The 20,776-nt window shown below is 71.5% G+C and carries 13 protein-coding genes and 1 pseudogene; 6 read left to right on the forward strand and 8 right to left on the reverse strand.

The genetic code is table 11. From position 1 onward, the window contains the following. Window positions 1-119: 119 nt before the first annotated feature. On the reverse strand, window positions 120-4,196 hold the full coding sequence (locus OHB00_RS03645; protein WP_406431132.1) for a beta-galactosidase: 4,077 nt from the start codon (window positions 4,194-4,196) through the stop codon (window positions 120-122). 361 nt (window positions 4,197-4,557) lie between these two features. Here OHB00_RS03645 and OHB00_RS03650 point away from each other — a divergent pair, with 361 nt between their 5' ends. Beyond that, window positions 4,558-5,430 (forward strand): GntR family transcriptional regulator, encoded by an 873-nt coding sequence (locus OHB00_RS03650; protein ID WP_406431134.1) that lies wholly within the window; start codon window positions 4,558-4,560, stop codon window positions 5,428-5,430. Here OHB00_RS03650 and OHB00_RS03655 read toward each other — a convergent pair. The 3 genes from OHB00_RS03655 to OHB00_RS03665 form a co-directional block, all read right to left on the reverse strand. Next, window positions 5,420-8,653, reverse strand: coding sequence for an alpha-L-rhamnosidase (locus OHB00_RS03655; RefSeq protein WP_406431136.1), 3,234 nt, complete (start codon window positions 8,651-8,653; stop codon window positions 5,420-5,422). The two genes, OHB00_RS03650 and OHB00_RS03655, sit on opposite strands and share 11 nt — an antisense overlap. A 413-nt stretch (window positions 8,654-9,066) precedes the next feature. Further along, a complete protein-coding gene (locus OHB00_RS03660) occupies window positions 9,067-9,201 on the reverse strand; it encodes a hypothetical protein (RefSeq protein WP_406431138.1) in 135 nt (44 codons plus the stop codon). A gap of 103 nt (window positions 9,202-9,304) precedes the next feature. Then, window positions 9,305-10,102, reverse strand: a complete 798-nt coding sequence (locus OHB00_RS03665; protein WP_406431140.1) for a DUF427 domain-containing protein — start codon at window positions 10,100-10,102, stop codon at window positions 9,305-9,307. A 164-nt stretch (window positions 10,103-10,266) separates the two neighbouring features. On the opposite strand from OHB00_RS03665, the gene OHB00_RS03670 reads away from it, so the two are divergent. Both OHB00_RS03670 and OHB00_RS03675 read left to right on the forward strand, forming a co-directional pair. Then, complete coding sequence (locus OHB00_RS03670; RefSeq protein ID WP_406431142.1) at window positions 10,267-10,419, forward strand: hypothetical protein; 153 nt, start codon at window positions 10,267-10,269, stop codon at window positions 10,417-10,419. A gap of 127 nt (window positions 10,420-10,546) precedes the next feature. Then, window positions 10,547-10,696: pseudogene (locus OHB00_RS03675) on the forward strand (hypothetical protein); the annotation flags it as partial. Here OHB00_RS03675 and OHB00_RS03680 read toward each other — a convergent pair. Then, on the reverse strand, window positions 10,660-11,859 hold the full coding sequence (locus tag OHB00_RS03680; RefSeq protein ID WP_406431144.1) for an XdhC family protein: 1,200 nt from the start codon (window positions 11,857-11,859) through the stop codon (window positions 10,660-10,662). The pseudogene OHB00_RS03675 and the gene OHB00_RS03680 overlap by 37 nt on opposite strands. Before the next feature lie 544 nt (window positions 11,860-12,403). Here OHB00_RS03680 and OHB00_RS03685 point away from each other — a divergent pair. Then, window positions 12,404-13,870, forward strand: a complete 1,467-nt coding sequence (locus tag OHB00_RS03685) for a GMC oxidoreductase (RefSeq protein WP_406431146.1) — start codon at window positions 12,404-12,406, stop codon at window positions 13,868-13,870. A gap of 151 nt (window positions 13,871-14,021) precedes the next feature. On the opposite strand, the gene OHB00_RS03690 is transcribed toward OHB00_RS03685, so the two are convergent. The 3 genes from OHB00_RS03690 to OHB00_RS03700 are packed head-to-tail and all read right to left on the reverse strand — an operon-like array spanning window position 14,022 to window position 17,762. Then, window positions 14,022-16,253, reverse strand: coding sequence for a xanthine dehydrogenase family protein molybdopterin-binding subunit (locus OHB00_RS03690; protein WP_406431148.1), 2,232 nt, complete (start codon window positions 16,251-16,253; stop codon window positions 14,022-14,024). A 1-nt stretch (window position 16,254) separates the two neighbouring features. Next, window positions 16,255-17,229 carry an FAD binding domain-containing protein gene (locus tag OHB00_RS03695; RefSeq protein WP_406431150.1) on the reverse strand — a complete coding sequence of 325 codons (975 nt, stop codon included), beginning with the start codon at window positions 17,227-17,229 and terminating at the stop codon, window positions 16,255-16,257. After that, window positions 17,229-17,762 (reverse strand): (2Fe-2S)-binding protein, encoded by a 534-nt coding sequence (locus OHB00_RS03700; RefSeq protein WP_406431152.1) that lies wholly within the window; start codon window positions 17,760-17,762, stop codon window positions 17,229-17,231. The genes OHB00_RS03695 and OHB00_RS03700 overlap by 1 nt, the downstream gene beginning before the upstream one ends. Window positions 17,763-18,303: 541 nt before the next feature. On the opposite strand from OHB00_RS03700, the gene OHB00_RS03705 reads away from it, so the two are divergent. Beyond that, window positions 18,304-19,329 (forward strand): oxidoreductase, encoded by a 1,026-nt coding sequence (locus tag OHB00_RS03705; RefSeq protein WP_406431154.1) that lies wholly within the window; start codon window positions 18,304-18,306, stop codon window positions 19,327-19,329. Between the two features lie 4 nt (window positions 19,330-19,333). Next, window positions 19,334-20,737 (forward strand): flavin monoamine oxidase family protein, encoded by a 1,404-nt coding sequence (locus tag OHB00_RS03710; RefSeq protein ID WP_406431156.1) that lies wholly within the window; start codon window positions 19,334-19,336, stop codon window positions 20,735-20,737. Window positions 20,738-20,776: the final 39 nt, after the last annotated feature.

Here is a 20,776-nt window from a genome sequence, read left to right on the forward strand (position 1 = left end):
TGGAAGCCGTCACGGCTGCACGGCCCTCGCTCACGGGTCCCGCACGGGCGCGTGCGAGGCCTCGTCCCGGTGGCGGTGCCGGGCGCGGTCGGCACGACCGTGCCCGGCGTGTCGTCAAGCTAACCGCACGTCAGTGTCGGTGTCCCCCAGTCGCCGTGGTCGTTGCCGTTGCCGTCGCCGGCGTCGCCGACCTTGAGGTCGAGCACCTGGGCGCCGCTGATGTCGACGTCGATCGGGACCGCGGCCTGTTTGCCGCGGATCGTCGGCGTCGTCACCAGCGTCTTGCCGTCGGCGATCACGGAGAACGTCACCGTGCCCGCCCCGCCGGTCTCGTCGTCGACACCGACCTCGGCCGTCAGCCGGGAGCAGGTTCCGGCGAGGTAGAGCTGGACGTCGCTGACCGAGTTGGTGCCCAGGCCCTTGGCGTAGCCGACGCCGGCGATGGTGATCGCACGGCCGTCCCCGGCGGCCTGTTCGCCGACGCTGGTGTCACGCTCCACCGGCCCCCACCCGTTGGTGGACGACAGGAACGGCAGGTCGCTCACCGCGCTCTTGCCGGCCGGCGGGGCCGGTGGGATTCCGCCGACGATGCGCTCGTCACTGCCGGTGGACTGCCGTCCGCTCTGCGCGTACTCCACCGTGGCGGTGAGCGCCGAGGCGGAGGGCAGGGTCCCGTCCGGCGGCCGGACCCTCCAGGTGAAGGTGGCCGAGCCGCCCGGTGACACGCGCGGGACCGAGGCGGGGCTCGTGGCGGTCACGGTCCAGCCGTCGGGTGCGGAGAGCGAGGCCGTCAGGCGGGAGGCGGACGGCTGGTCCTTCGGCACCTGTACGGTCGCCTCGGCCGTGAAGGCCTGTGCGGACTGCGCGGTGTCCGGCACGTCCAGCGTGACGTCCGCGCCCGGGCGCTTCGGCATGGCGTACTTCACGGCGTCGTAGCGGGGGCTGTCGTTCTGGGCGACGCGCAGGGACGAGGCGTAGCTGCCGTAGTCGGTCAGCGAGACCTTGCCGAGGCCGCCGGTGCTGCCGTCCAGGTTCCACACGGCGATGGCGATGGTGTTGTGGCCGTTGGTGTTGAGGATGCCGTTGGGCACGGGGAAGCTGTGCTGGGGGCCGAGGTAGTTGACGTAGTTGCCGACCTGCCAGCCGTTCACGAAGATCGTGGCCCGGTACTTGCGGGAGGGGTCGTCGGTGAACGTCAGCCCGAGCGAGGTGTCCTGGCCGTGCGGGAGGTCCAGCTCGGCGTCGGTGCGGTACCAGGAGACCCCGGGGCGGGTGTCGGTGGCCGGCAGGGACACCTCGTTCCACTTCTTGTCCGGGTAACCCGGCAGGGACCAGCCGGCCCGCTCGCCGTACAGGCCCCCCGTCGAGAGCGGGCCGCGCACCGTGTCCTGCAGTTCCTCGCCGCCGCGCACGCCCTGCACCCGCCAGGTGACGGAGGTCAGCGGCGCCCCGACGAGTGAGGCGCTGGTCAGGCCGCGCGCGGTCTTGTTGCCGTTGGTGGAGTTGTAGTCCTCCTCGTGTCCCATGTTCACGGTGAGTACCGAGATGACGTTGTCACCGGTGGAGTTCACCGACCCGGCGGGGAAGGTGAAGTCGGCGCTGCCGGTGGTGGAGCTGCCCAGGAAGGTGCCGTTGAGCCAGGCGGAGAACGCCTGGGCGCCGCCGCCGGAATCCGAGACCAGGTGGACGCCGGTCTCCTTGCCGCTGGCGCGGAAGCGGCCGCGGTACCAGGTGTTGCCGGTGTGGAAGCCGTAGTCGTCGGCGTAGAGCACCGGTTGCGAGTCGCTGCCGGAGACACTGTTGGTCGTCGTCCTGTCGGCCACCTGCCAGCTGGTGTCGTCGAAACCGGGGGCCGACTCGGGGGATTCCTCGGAATGCTTCCAGTTCGTCAGCGTCGGCAGGTGGATCGCGGCGGCCACGGGGATCGTGCCGGTGGCGCTCGCCGTGTCGGTGGACCGGGTGCGCACCGTCCTGCCGTTCCAGGTGACGCGGTCGGCGGAGGTGAACACCTCGATGTTCTTGTCGTCGGCGTTGTCGCCGGTGAGTGCCACGGTGCGGCCGCCGTCCAGGCTGGTCGCCGTCCGCAGCAGGTGGCTGCCGCGCACGAGCACCGGGCCGGTCGCCGTGTCCTGGCGCCAGAAGGTCTCCGCGGTGGCCTTGTCGCCGGCCAGCAGCAGAAGCGGGCGCTTCCCGTCGGCGCTGATGCTGATGCGGATCAGGCCCTTGTGCGTGTAGTTCAGCCGCAGGTCTCCGGTGGCCGCGTCCCAGGTGGTCGTGACCGTGCCCCCGGTGGCGGTCACGGTGGGCTCGGAGGCGTAGCGCAGGACGGTCTCGCCGTCGCTGCCCGCGTCGCCGTAGAGCACGGCGACGTCCCGGTCCCCGATCGTCGCGCTGGTCATGATCTCCGACGTCGAGTACTGCAACTGGGAGTCCCCGAGCCGGTAGTTCGCCACGATCACGTGCGAGTCGCGGCCGTCGAGGGTGATCGCGGTGCCGGGCTGCTGGGGCACGACCGGGTAGGTCGGTTCCGCGGCGGCGGCGCCCGTCGGCACGTCGATGGCGTCGACGGCCACGTAGTTGTCGGTGGACCCCGAGCTGTGGGTCCCGTCCACGACGATCTTCAGGGTGTGCGCGCCCGGTGTCAGGCCGGTCTTCTGGAAGAGCACCGCCTGGGTCTCGCTGCCGGAGTCGTCGACCGTCGCCGTCTTGGTGCCGTCGAGGTAGACGTCGGCGTAGCCGTGGTTGTTCGTCTTCGAGCCGATCCAGCGGATCGCGGTGCCGTCGAAGGGGATGGTGACCGAGTCACCGGCCTTGTTGGAGAACGACTCGGTGTGCTTGTAGTCGCCGCCGGTGTAGCTCGTGTTGGCCACGTGCGACCACGAACCGCTGTACTGGAGCGCGGAGTCCGGGTCGTCCCAGGTGTAGGTGGTGTCCGTGGCCGGCTGGGCGTTGAAGTCCAGTGAGATGTGGGTCTTGTCGACGGCGGTGGACGTGGAGTTGCCGTGCCGCAGGACGTGGAACTGCGTCTTCGTGTCGGGGTTCATCCGGGCGGTGTCGACGACGGCGGAGTCGTCCGGTGGGGTGGCCCTGATCGTCTCGGTCTTGGTCAGCGGGGCGACGGACTGGGTGAAGTAGCCGATCAGCTTGTCCTCGTAGTACTTCGGGTCGAGCTGGCGGGTCTCGCGGATCGCCGCCCCGTAGTCGTACGACGTGTAGTTCTCCGGCATGCCCAGCCAGCCCCAGTTGGTGCCGCCGTAGGTCATGTAGAAGCTCTGCGCGGTGGCGCCGACGGCTATGTTCTGCTTGTAGAACACGTTGGCGAACTGGTCGTTGATCAACTGGGCGCACTTGTCGTAGCCCGGTCCGCCCCAGGGGTCGAAGGCGCCGCCCTGGAACTCCGGTGAGTACAGCGGCTTTCCGGCGGGGTGGTCGTAGCTGATGTCGGGGACGCCGTTCCACTTCGTGGGGTTCGAGCAGTCGAACCCCTGCGGGTAGGAGTCCGGGCCGTCGACGTCCAGGGCGCCGGTGCCGGAGTTGAAGGTGCCGTTGTTGTTGCCGGTCAGCGGTACCGTGATGCCGTCGGCGCGGGCCTTGTCCTCCAGGTGCTGCATGTAGGAGCGGCCGGCGGTCGAGCCGTTGTAGTACTCGTTCTCGACCTGGTAGGCGATGACCGACCCGGTGCCGTTGGTCAGTTGGTGGCGGGCGATGATCCGGTCGATCTGTGTCAGCCACTCGTCCGCGTACTTCAGGAACCGCGGGTCGTCACTGCGGTTGTTGCCGGCCTTGGTGGTCAGCCAGCCGGGCAGACCGCCACTGTCGACCTCGGCGTTGATGTACGGCGCCGGGCGGGCGATGACGTAGAGCCCGGCCTCCTGGGCCATGTCGAGCAGCTTGTCGACGTCCCGCACGCCGGTGAAGTCGTACACCCCCGGCTTGGGCGAGTGGTAGCCCCAGTCGAAGTACAGCGAGGTGGAGTTGAAGCCGGCGGCCTTCATCTTCTGGAAGATGTCGCGCCACAGGTCCGGGCTCGGCAGCCGGAAGTAGTGGAACTCGCCGGACCACAGGTAGGTCCGCTTGCCGTCGACGAGGAACGAGTAGCCGTCCAGACTCACGGTGTGCGCCTGCGGGGCGGCGGCCGTGGCCGCGGGGGCCTGCTCGCCGACATCCTGCGCCGCCGCGGCGGCGGGGGCGATCATGCCCGCGGCCAGGGCGATGGTCGCGGCCGCCGCGAGGACGGGCCTCCACCATCGACGCCCACCGGGTCTCGCAGCCTCTGAACCGATCCGATCACTCCGCACTCAGGCCTCCAGACCGACTGAGTAATCAACACCAAACAGACTCGGGCAAAGTCGAACAGTAAGGGTGCACAAGCCTCAACACAATGGGGCGGGAGAAGACGGCCGAGGCAACAGAGACGGCGTGTGTTGCCGCCGGGCGGACCCTGCTGAGCACACGTCAGGCACACCCGCCTCGCCGCGGCCTTTCCCGGCGCCGGAGCGGCTCCGCCCGCCGTCCCACGGCCCTGTCGCTCCGCGGGCGCTCGGTTGGATTCGGTGCATGGCTGCTTCGGGGCGTGCGGAAGACGGAAGGCGTGCTGCCGCGGTGGTGGAGTACGCCCTGCGGGAGCAGTTGGCGGACGGGACGTACCTGGCCGGTCAGCGGCTGCCCACGCAACGGGAGTTGTCCGCGGAGTCCGACGTGAGCGGGGACACCGTCCAGCGGGTGCTGCGGAAGCGCCGGCCCCGGGCGTACCGGCCTCGCGTCGGTCGGGCCGCTGCTGCATCGTGCCTTCGAGCAGCCCGAAGTCCTGGTCGACTCCTTCACACTGACGTCCGAGAGTCTCTGGAAACACCTGAGAGTCCAGACCGAGCGGGTGACCGTGGGCGAGGTCCGCCCGGCACGTCTGCGGCTGCGCGTACTCCTGCCCGCCGGGACGGTACGTCTGACGTATCCGGCGGCCCGGGATCCGGACGACGACCGGGTCCGGCTGCGCCGGAGGGCCCGGGGCCGACGGTACGCGGCCGAGATCACCGACCTCATGGGGCTGCTGCGCGACCAGGGTGTCGATGCCGACGCGGACATCCGCCGGATCGCCATGCCCCCAGCACTGCCTGTACTTCATCAACCACGACGGCCTGTTGTTCGGCCGGTACGAGCCGTTGCCCCGTGCGATCGTCCTCGACGACGGAACGCCGGTCCCTTCCCTTGACGTGCTCGGCCTCGGCTCCCTGCTCCGGCACTACCGTGGCGACGAGGATCCGGACTGCCGGACAGCCGCGTGTTCGCCGCCATGCGGGCGGGTTTCGACGCGTACTTGGCGCATCTGAGCGGTGCCGGATCCGGATTCTGACGCGGCGGGGCCGTCGCGAGGCGGACGTGCGGGTGTGGTGTCCGCCTCGCGGGGCCGCCGGGACGGGTGTCAGGCGGTGAAGTGGTGGGTGCCGGAGGCGACCTGGTAGACCGCGCAGCCGTCCTCCTCACGCAGGAACGTCCCGTGCGTGTGGGTCACCGTCTTCGGGGAGGCCGTGGGGATCCAGACCTCGGCGGTCGTGTTGGGCGGCACCTCGCAGGTCAGCGTGAAGCGGCCGGACCGCTGCCGCCACCGGGTGGAGACCGGGCCGTAGACCGAGGTGAAGCGCGCGGCGGCGGTGGTGACGGCGCCGCCCGGGCGGGGGCGGATGACGATCTCGCGGTAGCCGGGCCGGCCCGCCGCGATGCCGGCGATGTTCGTGTACATCCACTCACCCACCGAGCCGTAGGCGTAGTGGTTGAACGAGTTCATGGCCGGGTCCTGGAAACTGCCGTCGGGCCGGATGGAGTCCCAGCGTTCCCACATCGTGGTGGAGCCGCGGTCGATCTGGTAGCCCCAGCTGGGGAAGGTGCGCTGCTGCAGCAGCCGGTAGGCGACGTCGGTGTGCCCGGTGTCGGTCAGGACGGGCAGCAGCCGGGGCGTACCGAGGAAGCCGGTGGACAGGTGCCAGTCCCTTGCCTCGATGAGGGCGACGAGCCGATCGGCGGCGGCCTTGCGCGACGCGTCGGGGAGCAGGTCCATCGACAGCGCCAGGACGTAGGACGTCTGCGTGTCGCCCTTCACCCTGCCCTCGGAGGTGACGTAGGCGCTCTGGAACGCCGACCGGATCCGGCCGAAGAGGTCGCGGTACGTCGCGGCGTCCGCGTCCGCGCCGAGTTCCGCCGCCATCCGGGCCGCGAGGTCGGCGCTGTGCGCGAAGTACGCGGTGGCGATGACGTCCTTGGGGGTGTCGTCGTCGACGTTCAGCCAGTCCCCGTAGCCGTCGGCCGGGCGCAGCAGCCCGTCACTGTGCTGCTCCAGGTAGGTCAGCCAGTCCCGGACGGAGGGCAGGGCGTCCGCGATGACCTGGCGGTCGCCGTACGCCTGGTAGAGCGCCCAGGGCACGGTGACGCCTGCGTCGCCCCAGCCGGCGGTGCCGTTGCCGAGGGTGCCGACCACCGGCGCCACGTCCGTGAACGCGCCCTCCGAGGTCCGCGAGTCCCGCAGGTCGACGAGCCACTTGGACAGGAACCGGGCCGACTCCAAGGTGTAGGCGGCGGTGGGCGAGAAGACGTTGATGTCTCCCGTCCAGCCCAGCCGTTCGTCGCGCGCGGGGGTGTCGGTGGGTACGGAGAGGAAGTTCCCGCGCTGCCCCCACGTGATGTTGTGGTGCAGCTGGTTGAGCATCGGCACGTCGGTCTCGAAGTCCAGGGTGAACGGGGCGTCCGTGTGCATGACGCGCCCGGTGACGGCCTTCGCCGTGGGCGTGCCGGGGAATCCGGTGACCTCGACGTAGCGGAAGCCGTGGAAGGTGAAGCGCGGCTCGTAGACCTCCTCCCCGCCGCCCTTGAGGGTGTAGGTGTCCGTCGCCGCCGCGCTCCGCAGATTCGCGGTGTAGATCGTGCCGTCGGGGTTGAGCACCTCGGCGTGTCTGAGCCGGACGGTCGTGCCCGCGGGGCCCGACACCCGCAGCCGTACCGAGCCGACCATGTTCTGCCCCAGGTCGAACACGTAGACCCCGGGCCCGGGTTGGGTCACCTCCTTCGGGGTCAGCTCCCGCTCCACCCGCACCGGGCCGTCCACCTGCGCGACGATCAGCCCGGGGGCGATGCCACCCTCCTCCCGGACGCCCGGCCAGTTGCCGTCGTCGAAGCCGGGTGAGGCCCAGCCGGGGGTCTCCTTGCGGGCGTCGTAGGTCTCGCCGTTCAGCAGGTCTGCCGCGACGATCGGCCCGGCGGCGGCCCGCCAGTCGGTGGAGGACACGACGCGCTCGCTCGTGCCGTCCGCGTACTCCACTTCCAACTGCGCCAGAAATGCCGGGTGTTGCCCGTACTGGCCGGGTCCGAACATGCCGACGTCACCCGCGTACCAGCCGGGCGCCAGGTACGCCCCGATGGCGTTGGCGCCGGGCCTCAGGAGCGCGGTGACGTCGTATGTCCGGTACTGGACGCGGGTGCGGTAGTCCGTCCAGCCGGGCGCGAGCTGGTCGTCGCCGACACGGCTGCCGTTGAGGTGGGCCTCGTACAGGCCGAGCGCCGTGGCGTAGAGGCGGGCACGGGACACCTTCTTGCGCGGGAGCCGGAACCCGTGGCGCAGCTGGGTGACGGCGTACGACACCGGGACGACCCGCCCCCACGGGCCGCCGCCCCACGCGGCCGCCACCCTGGCGGCGGGCCAGTCCCCGTCGTCGAATCCGGACTCCCGCCACCCGTCGGCCGGTTCCGTGTCCGTGGCCTTCCAGGAGGCGTCGGTGAACACCGTCTGCTCGCCCGAGGCGGTACGCACCACGAGGACGGCGACGAGTCCCGCCGGGCCCACGGTCGCGTTCGTGGCCGAGACGGCGATAACGTTGTCACCTGCCCTGACCCGGTCCAGCACGTCGATCACGGCGGGGCGGCGCCAGTCCTCGTTGTCGGTGTCGAGGTCGGTGTGCGCCACCTCGGCCCCGTTCACGGAGACCGTGTACACGTTGTCCGCGGTGATGGCGAGCGTCGCCGCGGTGATCCCGGCGGGCAGTTCGGCGGTGCGGCGGAACCAGCGGGTGGCCGCCGGCACGCTGCTCGTCGGGTCGCCCTCGGGGAACCAGATCCACGAGCCGCCCTCGAAGGACGGCGCGTCCGTGAGGCTCGCCGGTGCCGAGATCCAGTCGGCGGTCCACTGCCCGGCGTCCATGAGCCCGGTCTCCCACCACGAGGGCGCGCTCCAGCCGGACACCCGGCCCTCACCGTCCCACACCCGCACGGACCAGTGATAGCGCGTCCGGGGCTTCAGCGCGGGGCCCGCGTACGGCACGAGGACGGACTCGCCGGAGGCGACCTTCCCACTGTCCCAGACGTCCGGACGGGCCAGCCCCGGGGCGGTGGTGGCGACGCGAACCTGATAGGCGCTCTGCCGCACGCCCACCCGGTCGGAGACCAACGGCCAGCTCAGCCGGGGGCGTTCGGCGTCGAGGCCGAGGGGGTTGCGGACGTACTCCACGGTCGGCGCGGCGACGCTCGGCCCGTCGCCCGTCGTACGGGGCCGGCTCTGTCCTTGCGCCGGGAGCTGTCCGGATGCCGACGCGGCCGTCGCCGAGACGCTGTCGGCGGCGACCGCCGCGACCGTGGCGGCAGCGCCCGCAAGAATGTTCCTCCTGCTGATCACCTACGACTCCTCACTCACACGGATGGGACGACTCGATGTATGAATCGATTCAAATCGGAGGGGCGTGGGTAACGTAAAGCCGGGTGAGGCGGGGGTCAATCGTCGTGCAAACAATTTAGTGACACGGTTGGTTGGGGGTCATCGTGGAGGCGAGCGGTGCGCAAGGCGTGGGCCGGGGGTGGTTGAACGGTTTCAATCGAGGGGTCTCGAGGCCACGGGCAACGGCTCGGCACCGGCCGCGATCAGCGGCCGGGCCGCCGCAGGGGAGGCCCGGGCCGGCGCCGGCCCGTATCCCGTGGGCCCGGGCGAGGCGTGCGGTCCGCTCGTGGGTGAGGGCGTTGCCGGGGGGCCGGGGTACGGCGGGCTGCCGGTGCGCGGATGTGACCGGAACGGGGCTGCTCGGGCGTGCCGAGCTACTCGGTGCGGCGCAGGACGCAGACCGCCGGGGTGGGGTCGCTTCCGTCGGCGATCCGCTTCATGCGCGCCACGTCCACGATCACCTCGCCGAGCCGGTCGCGCAGCGAGGCGGCATCGAGAAGGACAGGCATGCGACTGCATGCAGTAGATGGCGCGATGCGGCCGCCTGTGAGCCGTCCTTTCACGGAGCCGCAATGTTCGGGGCCATGAGAGGTCGGCCGGACGTCCGCTCCCTCAGAGCGTCCCGGTGAAGTGAGTGACGGGGCGCTCCTGCGGTTCGCCGTCGAGGGTGATGTCGACCGCCTCGTTGTAGAAGGCGAGGAGTCCCTTGACCGGGCCGACCGCGGGCAGCGGGTCCGGGTAGCTCCACACGATGTTCGGGGGCACCTCGGACGCGCCGCGCCACGACCAGTACTCCGCCGTGCCCTTGTAGGGGCAGCCGGTGTGGTGGTCGGTGGGTTCGAGGAGGTCGAGACGGACGTCCTCGCGCGGGATGTAGTAGCGCGTGGGCAGCCCGGTCTCGAACAGCAGCACGGGGCGGTGGGTGTCCGCGACCACCGTGCCGTCGATCCCGACCACGAGGTGACGGCTGCTCGGGATGGCGTCCACGCGTTTGTGCGGGTCGCGCGGGTGGACGAAGATCTCTTCCTCCTCCTCGTACCAGCGGTCGAGGCCCCGGCCGACACGCCGGAACCACTCGAAGGCGATGTGGTCGGCGAGGTCGGCGGCCGGGAAGGTCCAGGCGGCGTTCGCCAGCAGCTCGCCGTCGACTTCGAGGTCGTAGAAGATCCGTGAGCCGGTGTGGGTGCCCGTCGGGGGGTTCTTGGCGGGGCGGAGCAGGTCCTCGCGGACTTCCGTGCGCGGGAAGGCGTACAGCGGGACGGGCACGCCCGGCTCCCAGACCAGGACGGGGTGCCGGCTGTCGACGACCGTCACCTCGCCCTTGCGGCCGCGCACCCAGCGCTCACTGGGCTCCCACAGGAGGCCTTCCGGGGTGGTGCGCACAGCTTGCGCGGTGGGGAACGTGGTCATGAGCGGCTCTCCTCCGGCTGGTTCACGCGGGTGACTTCGGCGACGCGGGCAGGGCAGGGGCGGCTCTACCGCCAGGGCGCGAGCCGCTCGGGCGGCCGAGCGTACGCAGGTACTTCTCGACGGTACCCCCGGCCGCCTCCGGCAGGACGCGACGGGGCGGTGCGGTGCGGACGGGACGCGTCGTCGAGACGGGCCCGCCGCAGGAGCTGTTCTCCGAGCCCCTCCACGCGTACACCCGCGAGCTGCTGGCAGCGGTCCCCGGGAGCCGTGTCCCCTCCCCCACCGCGGTGACCACCACCGGGCAAGGACCAGCATGAGCACTCCCACCATCGCCTCTGTCGCTTTCCTGACGCCCGGCAACTTCGCGGACGACGACCCGTACCCGGGCCTGGAGGAGAGCCGCCAGCTGTTCGAGTACGGCGAGCGGCTCGGCCACGACGGCGCCTGGATCCGCCAGCGCCACCTCGAACACGGCGTCGGCTCGGCGGCGGTGTTCCTCGCGGGGCCGGGCAGCGGACCGAGCGGATCGGGCTCGGTACCGCGGTCATCCCGATCGGTTACGAGAGCCCGTTCCGGCTCGCCGAGGACCTGTCACCGGCCGACGTGCTGTCCCGCGGCCGGCTCCGGATCGGTTTCAGCACCGGCATGCGTGCTGGCCGCGCGTCCTTGTGGATGGGCGCCGCACCCCCGGTCAGCGGCAGACCGCTGCCGCCGCGCGTGACCGCGACGATCTCCGCGGCGATCGACAGGGCCGTCTCCTCGGGGGTGCGGGCGCCGAGGTCGAGGCCGATGGGGCTGTGCAGTCGGGCGAGTTGCCACTCGGGCACGCCCTCGGCGCGCAGCCGCAGCATGCGATCGGCATGGGTGCGCCGGCTGCCGAGCGCACCGACGTACGCCACGGGGAGCGCCAGGGCCCGCTCCAGCAGCGGAATGTCGAACTTCGCGTCATGGGTGAGCACGCAGATCACGGTGCGGTCGTCCGTGGCGGTCCTCCGCAGACAGCGGTCCGGCCAGTCGACGACGACCTCGTGGGCGTCGGGGAAACGCTCGCGCGTGGCGAACACCGGCCGGGCGTCGCACACGGTCACCCGGTAGCCGAGGAATCGTCCGACGGTCGTCAGGGCCGCGGCGTAGTCGATCGCGCCGAACACCAGCATCCGTGGCGGCTCCACCCTGGCCTCGACGAACAGCGTGACCGGCTGCCGGTGGGGGCCGCCCGCCGCGCCTATCACCACCCGGGCCCAGTGCCGTCCGGCCGCGAGGACCGGGCGCACCTGGGCCGCCGCGGTCTCGTCCGACCCGGCCGCACCGCCGAGCGAGCCGGCGTAGGACCCGTCGGCCCGCACCAGGAGCGAGCGGCCCAGCGTACCCGGCGGACCGTCCACGACCCGGGCCAGCGCGGCGCGGTCGCCCCGGAGCACGGGCTCGACCGTGGGGCGGTCCGCGCCCCGCACCGGGACGACCAGTACCTCGATCACCCCGCCGCAGGTCACCTGGGCCAGAAACGGATCGTCGTCGCCGGGCCCGAACCGGGCCAGCACCGGCTCGCCGGACACCAGCACGTCCCGGCACAGTTCGTAGACGGCCCCTTCGACGCAGCCTCCGGACACGCTGCCCACGGCGGCACCCGTGGCGTCGACCGCGAGCGCGGCGCCCGGCAGCCGCGGAGCGCTGCCGTCCACGGAGACCAGGGTGGCGACGGCGAAGTCACGGTCCTGGTCGCACCATTCACGCAGCTCAGCCGCGATATCCAGCACTGCGGTCACCTTTCGCGGTTGCTCGGCGGGTTCGGCAGTCACGGAGCGAGTCAAGGGCACTGCCGGTCGGCTATCGGCCGCCGGCCGAGCGGTGTATTGCCACCAATATGAGTGATGGCTCCGCGAGATTCAACGGCACCTTCTTTAAGGCCTCGGGCGCCGTTGACTTAAGGGCGGGCAATTATCGCGGCGTTGTCGATGTCCCGGCGGCGGCAGGGCGGTTTCGCGACCGGTGCGCTGTCCGACATGTCCGGCCGATGCCTGGTCACAGGGCTTGACGTGGACGGCCGTTGCCGGTGGTCGGGGTGGCCGACGCCGTTTTGCCGCGCCGTAAGTCGATCCCGTGGCGGCATCGCGGTTAAGTCACCAGCGGAACGGGAGACTCCCGTTTTGCAACAGATTTGGCTTGCCTGGGACAGCCCCACCGTGTCTTCTTGTTGGGTATCGAGCGGAGCCCGACGCCTTTTACCGAGAGGGGCATTACGTGTCCGTTGGAAAACGGCGAGTAGCACTGCGAATTGACTCGGACGAAGAAATATCCACGGTGCCGGAAGCGCATCGTGCGATCGTCATCGGCTCCGGTTTCGGCGGCGCCGTCGCCGCGCTGCGGCTGGGTGAGGCCGGTGTCCAGACGCTCGTACTCGAACGCGGCCGGCACTGGGAGACCAGTCTCAGTGAACCGGTGTTCGGCAATGAACTCACACCGACCAGCGAGATGTTCTGGCAGCGCGACTTCGCGATCTGGCTCACCATGGAGCCGACGCTCATCGAGCGGATGCCCGGTCTCATGGAGGTCATCACCGCCGGCGGCATCCAGATCGGCACGGCGGCCTGCGTCGGCGGTGGCTCCGTGGTGTACGCGGGCGTGACCGTGCAGCCGGAGCGCCGCTACTTCGAGGCGCTCTTCCCGCGCGGGGTCTCGTACGAGGAGCTCGACCGGGTGCACTTCCCGCGCGTTCGGCGCATGCTGAACGCGTCGTACATGCCGAACGACATCTACCAGGCGGACCCGTTCGCCCACTCACGGGCCTTCGACAGCCAGATGAAGCGTGCCGGGCTGCCGACCGAACCGATCCAGACCACGTTCAACTGGAGCCGGGTCCGCGGTGAGCTGGCCGGCCGGCTGCGCCCGTCGTCGATCCTCGGCGAGTCGTCCTTCGGCAACAGCAACGGCGCCAAGCACGACCTGACCCAGAACTACCTGCCCGCCGCGATGGCCACGGGCCAGGTGCGGCTGTGCCAGCTGACCGAGGTGACGTCGATCTCCACCGGACCCGGCGGGCGCGGATACACGGTGCGGGTGCGGCGGCACGCCCCGGACGGGGGTGTCGTGGACAGCCGTGAACTCACCTGCGACATGCTCTTCGTGGCGGCCGGCTCGGTGAACACCACCCGGCTGCTGGTGCGCGCCCGCGACACCGGGACGCTGCCCGACCTCAACGAGCACATCGGCACCTGCTGGGGCGGCAACGGCGACGCCTTCGTCTACCGGACCTTCGACGGCGCCACCGGTGTCAGCCAGGGGGCGCCCTGCGCCTCGTCGTTCTTCGCCGACGAGGGGTTCGGCATGCCGATCCGGGTGGAGAACTGGTACGCGTTGGCCTTCGCCGGGGAGCCCTACCTCTCGCAGTTCAGCGTCGCGGTCGACATGGACAACCGGGGCACCTGGACGTACGACCGGGTCAGCGACCAGGTGAAGATGCTGGACTGGGGACCGGAGAAGAACCTCGGCCCGGAGAGTGCCGCCATGGCTGTCAGCCAGACGGTCATCGGACGCGGCATGGCCGGGCCGGCGCCGGTACTGCCGCCGACCGGAGGCACCGCCCATCCGCTCGGCGGCTGCCCCATCGGCAGGGCCACCGACCTGTACGGCCGGGTCAGGGGATACCGTCATCTCTACGCGCTGGACGGCTCGTTGGTGCCGGGTAACGCCGCGGGTGCCAATCCCTCGCTGCTCATCGCGGGGCTGGCCGAGCGGGCGATGGACGAGATCCTCGCCGACGGCGGCTGACCCGGCGGCGAGTCGGAGCCCGGCGTCACGCACGGCTTTGGTGTCCTGGGTGTCCTGAGCACCCCATCGATGCGGGGCAGCGGCCCGACCGGACTGTCGCCGGACCGCTTCCGCATCCGTGTGCCGTCGTCCCGGTTCCGTGTGCCGTCGTTCAGATCAGCTTGTCGACGGTGATCGGCAGGTCGCGGACCCGGCGGCCGGTGGCGTTGAAGACGGCGTTGCCGATCGCCGCCGCGGTGCCGACCGTGCCGAGTTCGCCGATGCCACGGGCGCCCAGCGGGCTGAAGTTGGTGTCCGGGTGGTCCAGGAAGTGCACATCGAAGCCGGGCATGTCGGCGTGCACCGGGACCACGTAGTCGGCGAGGTTCCCGTTGGCGAACCGGCCGGTCTCCGGCTCCGCCCGCAGCCCCTCAAGCAGCGCCTGGCCGATCCCGAACATCACGCCGCCCACGATCTGCCCACGAGCGGTCTTGCGGTTGATGATCCGCCCGCCGTCGACGACGGTGGTCCAGCGGTTCAGCCGTACCTCACCCGTCGAGCGGTGCACCCGCACCTCGCAGAAGTGCGCGGCGAAGGAGTGGATGGCGAACCGCAGCCGTTCCGCACCGGGCATGGCCAGTCCCGGGGAGTCCAGGGAGTCCCGGCCCAGCAGCGTGAGCAACTCACCGAAGCCGACGTTCAGTTCGCCGCTGACCAGGCGCCCCTCCGCGTAGGTCACCGCGTCCTCGGGCAGGCCGTGGAACGGGGAGTCCGGCTCACCGACGGCGAGTTCGACCAGCTGCCGGCGTACCGCGACCGTCGCCGACCGCACAGCCGCGGTGGTGCTCGCCGTGCCCATCGAGGCGAACGCGCCGTAGTTCAGCGGCAGTGCCGAGTCGCCCAGGTGGGCCTCGACCCGGTCGACGGGGATGCCGAGATCGTCGGCGCACACCATCGCAAGGACGGTCCGCATGCCGGTCCCGGGGTCCGCCGCGGCGCTGGAGACGGCCGCTGTTCCCGCTGCGGTCAGCCGCACCCCGGCGGCGGTGATCGGCAGCAGTTGCCCGGGATAGGTGGCCCCCGCCATGCCGGTGCCGACCAGCCAGTCGTCCTCCTCCCCCGCCGGCTGCCGTGGCCCGGTGCGCGGCTGCCAGCCGAAGCGTTCGGCGCCCACCCGGTAGCACTCGTCCAGGTGCTTGCTGGACCAGGGGACACCGCGGCCGGGGAAGACGGTGGCGTAGTTGCGCATGCGCAGGTCGATCGGGTCCAGCCCCAGCTCGGTGGCGAGTTCGTCCATGGCGCTCTCCAGCGCGAACGACCCCGGCGCCTCGCCCGGCGCCCGTACCCAGGTGGTCGGCGGGGAGTCCAGCGGCACCACGGTCTGGCCGACGTGGATGTTGGGGCACCGGTACGTGTACCTCGACGTCGTGTGCGCGGCCGTCTCGTAGATCACCCCGGACAGCGAGAGGCTGGACACCGCGTCGTGCTTCAGCGCCACCAGCGTGCCGTCGCGTTCGGCGCCCAGGGTCACGGTCTGCGAGACGGCGGAGCGGTGGCCCACCACGCTGAAGACCTGCTCCTGGGTGAGGACGGTGCGCACCGGGCGGTCCAGTTCGCGGGCGGCGGCCGCGGTGAGCAGCGGGTGCGGCCAGACGTACAGTTTGCCGCCGAAGGCGCCGCCGACGTGCGGGCTGAGCACCCGGACCTGGTCCATCGCCAGTCCGAGGGTCTCCGCGGCGGCCAGCGCGTGGCCCAGCGGACTCTGCGAACCGAGCCGCAGGGTGAGCGTCCCCTCCTCCCAGGAGGCGAGCACCGCGTGCGGCTCCAGGGCCAGCGGCACCTGGGGCGGCTGGGTGTACGTCACCGAGACCGTGACGGGCGCGGTGTCGATCGCCTCGTCCACGGAGCCGAGGCCGGCGGTGACGATGTCGACCTGGGAGTCCTCGAAGTGGACCGGAACCGGTGGCGGCACCGCCCTCGCCAGCCCGTCGGTGAAGGACGTCCTGGCGGGCTCGGTGCGGTAGTCGGGGTGGATCAGCGAGGCGGCGTACCGGGCCTGTTCATAGGTCTCGGCAACCACCAGGCCGATGATCTGTCCGTAGTACCGCACCTTGTCGTCCTGCAGGGGCAGCCAGAACTGACCGACGAAGCTCAGGTCCGCGGTGGTCTTGATGCGGTGCAGTTTGAGCGGGTTGAACGGTGAGTAGACGGCGAGCACGCCCTCGGCACGCTCCGCCGCGGCGGTGTCCATGGCATGCACGGTGCCCCTGGCGACCGTGCTGAGCACCAGGGCCCCGTGGGCCATGCCGGGCGCGGCGGCGTCGGCGGCGTAGTCGGCCCGTCCGGTGACTTTGGCGGCGCCGTCCACACGGGTGAGCGACGTGCCGATGATCGGTGAGGACACGTCAGCCTCCGAGCCGGGTGAGTGCGTGGGTGACGGTCTGCCGCAGCAGGCGGACCTTGAAGGCGTTGCCGTCCAGCGGCCGGGCGTCGGCCGTGGCCTGCCGCCCGGCCCGCGCCGCGCTCTCGGGGGTGAGCGGGACACCGCGCAGCTCGTCCTCGGCCGCCCGCACCCGCCATGGCCGGGTGCCCACCCCGCCGAGGGCGATCCGGGCGTCGGCCACCACGCCGTCCGCCGTCAGGTCGACCGCCACGGCCACCGAGACCAGCGCGAACTCGTAGGAGCGCCGGTCGCGGACCTTGACGTACGCCGACCGCGCCGCCCAGGGCAGCCGGGGGACGGTGATCCGGGTGATCAGTTCACCGGGCCGCAGCACGTTCTCGATGTGCGGGCTGTCGCCGGGCAGCCGGAAGAAGTCGTCGAGCGGCACCCGCCGTACGCCGCCCTCGTCGCGCAGTTCCAGGACCGCGCCGAGCGCGAGCAGGGCGACGGCCGGGTCGCTGGGGTGGGTGGCCACGCAGGACGGGCTGGTGCCCAGCACGGCGTGGCCGCGGGTGTCGCCGGTCAGCGCGGAGCAGCCGCTGCCCGGCTCCCGTTTGTTGCAGGGCATGGTGGTGTCGCGGAAGTAGCCGCACCGGGTGCGCTGCAGGATGTTGCCGCCGATGGAGGCCATGTTGCGCAGTTGCGGGGACGCGCTGACGAGGACCGCCTGGCGCAGCACCGGGTAGCCGCCGGCCACCGCGGGGTGCCGCGCGATGTCCGCCAGACGTTCGAGGGCGCCGATGTGCAGACCGTCGTCGTCGGTGTGGATGCCGTGCAGCGGCAGCGCGTTGACGTCCACGACCCGCCGGGGGCGGGCGACGCCGAGTTTCATCAGGTCGACCAGGGAGGTGCCGCCGGCCAGGTAGGCGGTCCCCTCGGCATGACCCGACAGCGCTTGCTCCACGGTGCTCGGGGTGGTGAAGGCGAAGGGGCGCATCAGCGGGCTCCGTCGGGTTCGCTCGGTCCGCCGGCCTGTTCGGCCGCGGTTTCACCGGCGGCCGCCGACTCGCCGGCGCTGCGCACCGCGCGCAGGATGCCGTCGTAGGCCCCGCAGCGGCAGATGTTGCCCGACATGGACTCGCGGACCGAGGCGTCGGACCGGGCCAGGCCCTCGTCCACCACGCAGACGGCCGACATGATCTGTCCGGGGGTGCAGAAGCCGCACTGGAAGCCGTCGTTGTCGAGGAATGCCTGCTGGACGGGGTGCAGTCGTTCGCCGTCGGCGAGCCCCTCGATGGTGGTGACGCGCTTGCCGTCGGCGGCGGCCGCCAGGGTGAGACAGGACAGCACCCGGCGCCCCTCGACGTGCACCGTGCAGGCACCGCACTGGCCGCGGTCGCAGCCTTTCTTGGTGCCGGTGAGACCGAGCCCGTCGCGCAGCGCGTCCAGCAGCGTGGTGCGGACATCGGTCCGCACCTCCGCGGTGGCGCCGTTGACGTGCAGGACGACCGGGATCGACGAATCCGTCATGGGTCCCCCTCCGTGACGTTCATGAGTGGTACGGGAAGAGAGAGCAGCGCTCCGCAGAGCGAGGGTGAGCAAGGGCCACTGTCGCCTAACCGACTGATGGGCGTCAAGCGATTGATAGTATGTAGCCACTGTACAGAGGCAACCCGCCGCGCCCCGAGGGCGTCCATCCCTCCGGGCGCGGCGCGCGCCGGTACCGCCTTTGAGCAGGGTCGCCACCCGCTCCGAACGGTCGCGACCGGCACCGAGTTCTTTAACAATCAACGAACGGCCGTATACCAATTGCAAGGAGTAAAGTGCTTGACACGTGACTCGGGAGCTATGGCACGCTCTCCCCTGAACACGACCGTGGATCCGTCGCAACGCAGGACGGCCGAGGGGGGATTCGTGTCACTGGCACCGCGCCCGGAAGCAGATCGGCTTCCGGAGTCCGTCGGACGAACGGTGCGACAACGGATCGGACACCCGCCTCCCGCCGACGACGCGCCCCGCTGAGCACCAGCCGCACCGGCAGGATTCCCCACCTCGCTCTGGAGGCTTCGACATGCCGCCGACCAGCACCGGCGCATCGTTCTTCAGCACGTCGCACACCATCCCGCGGGACTGGACCACGGACCGGATGCCCGCCCTGACCGGCACGCTGGCCGTGGTCACCGGTGCGAACGGCGGCATCGGCCTGGTCACCGCCCGCGAACTGGCCCTGGCCGGCGCCACGGTGATCCTCGCCGTCCGCGACCCCGCCAGGGGCGACGCGGCGGCCCGGACCATCGACAACGCTGTCCCCGGCGCCCGCCTGAGGGTCCGTCGGCTCGATCTCGCCGATCTCGGATCCGTCCGCGACTTCGCCGCAGAGCTCACCGCCGAGCACGACACCCTCGACCTGCTGGTCAACAACGCCGGCGTCATGGCCGTGCCCCGGCGACTCACCACCGCCGACGGCTTCGAACTGCAGCTGGGCACCAACCACCTGGGCCACTTCGCGCTCACGGGACTGCTGCTGCCCGCACTGCTGAACGCCCCGCAGCCCCGCGTGGTCACGGTGAGCAGCACCCTGCACACCCTGGGCCGGATCGACTTCGACGACCTTCACGGCGAGCACCGCTACAGCCGGTACGGCGCCTACGGCCAGTCGAAACTGGCCAACCTGCTCTTCACCGGCGAACTCGACCGGCGCGCCACCGCCGCCGGCAGCAGCCTGCGCGCCATCGCCGCCCACCCCGGTTACGCCTCGACCAATCTCCAGCTGACGGGACAGGGCGCGGTGACCCGGGCCGTGATGGCCTGCTCCAACGCGCTCTTCGCCGTCAGCCCGCGCACCGGAGCGCGGCCCGTTCTGTGTGCGGCCACCCTGCCCGACCTGCCGGGCGGCGTCTTCGTCGGGCCGCGCGGCCTCGGCGGCTACCGCGGTTCGCCGGGCGTGACCCGGCCGCATCACCGCGCGCGCGACCAGCGCGACGCGGCCCGGCTCTGGGAGCTCTCCGCCGACGCCACGGGCGTCCACTACGACTTCGCGGACCGTGGCGCGCCCGCACACGGACCGGCCGGTTCCGACCGGCGGCTGGAGGACTGACGTCATGACGGCGGAGAAGAACAGCGAACCGGGCGGCACCGCCCCGCGCGAGGCGGACGTCGTCGTCATCGGTGCCGGGCTGGCCGGACTGACCGCGGCCGACGCGCTGTTGCGGGCCGGACTGGAACCGCTGGTCCTGGAGGCACGTGACCGGGTCGGCGGACGCACCCTGAGCGAACCGATCGGTGACGGCGCCGTGGTGGAACTGGGCGGCCAGTGGCTCGCCGAGGGCAACGCCCGGATGGGCGCGCTCGCCGGGCGGGCCGGGGCGGCGCTCTTCCGGAACCACACCGGCGGCACCGACCTGATGGAGATCGCGGGTCGGATCCGCCGCCAGCGCGGCGCACTGCCGCCGTTGAACCTCCCGGCGCTGCTCGACGTCGGCCTCGCCCGGCTCAAGCTGGACCGGATGGTCGGGTCGGTCCCGGTCCGGGCCCCCTGGCGGGCACCGCGCGCCGACTGGCTGGACGGTCACAGTGTGGGCGAGTGGCTGGACGGCAACGTCCGCAGCCGCGAGGGCAGGGAACTGCTCGACGTCGCCTTCACCACCCTCTGGGGCACCGCGCCGGACCGGATCAACCTGTTGCAGGCGCTGATGTACATCGGCAGCACCGGGCGCTTCGACAACCTGACCACGACCAAGATCCAGGACCGGATCACCGGCGGCGCGGCACACGTCGCGCAGTGGCTGGCCGCCGGCCTCGGCGACCGAGTGCTGCTGGAGGCGCCGGTGACCGAACTGGTCCGCGGCAACGGCACCGTCGAGGCGGTCTCGGCCCGCGGCAGGGTGCGGGCACGGCGTGCCGTCGTCGCCCTGGCCCCCCAGCTCGCCGACCGGATCTCCTTCGAACCCAGGCTGCCGCACGACCGGGCGGTGGCGCTGCGCAGCCTGCCGATGGGCGCGGTGACGAAGGTGTCGGCGGTGTACAGCACCCCGTTCTGGCGGGAGCACGGCCTCAGCGGCAAGGCGCTGACCTCCCACGGCCCGCTGACGGCGGTCTTCGACAACTCGGCGCCCGGCGACGGCGCGGCCGGTGTCCTGGTCGCCTTCGCGCCCGGCGGCCGCGCCCGCGATCTGGCCGCGTTGCCCGCCGGCGAGCGCCGGCAGGCGGTGCTCGGCACCCTCGCGCGGCTCTTCGGACCCGAGGCCGGCTCGCCCGACCTGTACTTCGAGAAGGACTGGACCTCCGACCCGTGGTCGCGGGGCGGCTACTTCGGCCTGCCGGCGATCGGCGCCATGCACGGCGCGGTCCGGATGCTCGCCGAGCCGATCGGCCCGATCCACTGGGCGGGCTCGGAGACCGTGCTCAAGGACTACGGCGGCATGGAGGGTGCCGTGGCCTCCGGTGAACGCGCGGCGGCCGAGGTACTGGCCGCGCTGACGGCGGAGGTCGAACAACCGGTGTGACCGGACAGGCGACCGAACGGGGCTCCAGCCAATGTCGAA

The sequence above is a fragment of the Streptomyces sp. NBC_00631 genome, from assembly GCF_045206895.1.
Classification (GTDB): Bacteria; Actinomycetota; Actinomycetes; order Streptomycetales; family Streptomycetaceae; genus Streptomyces.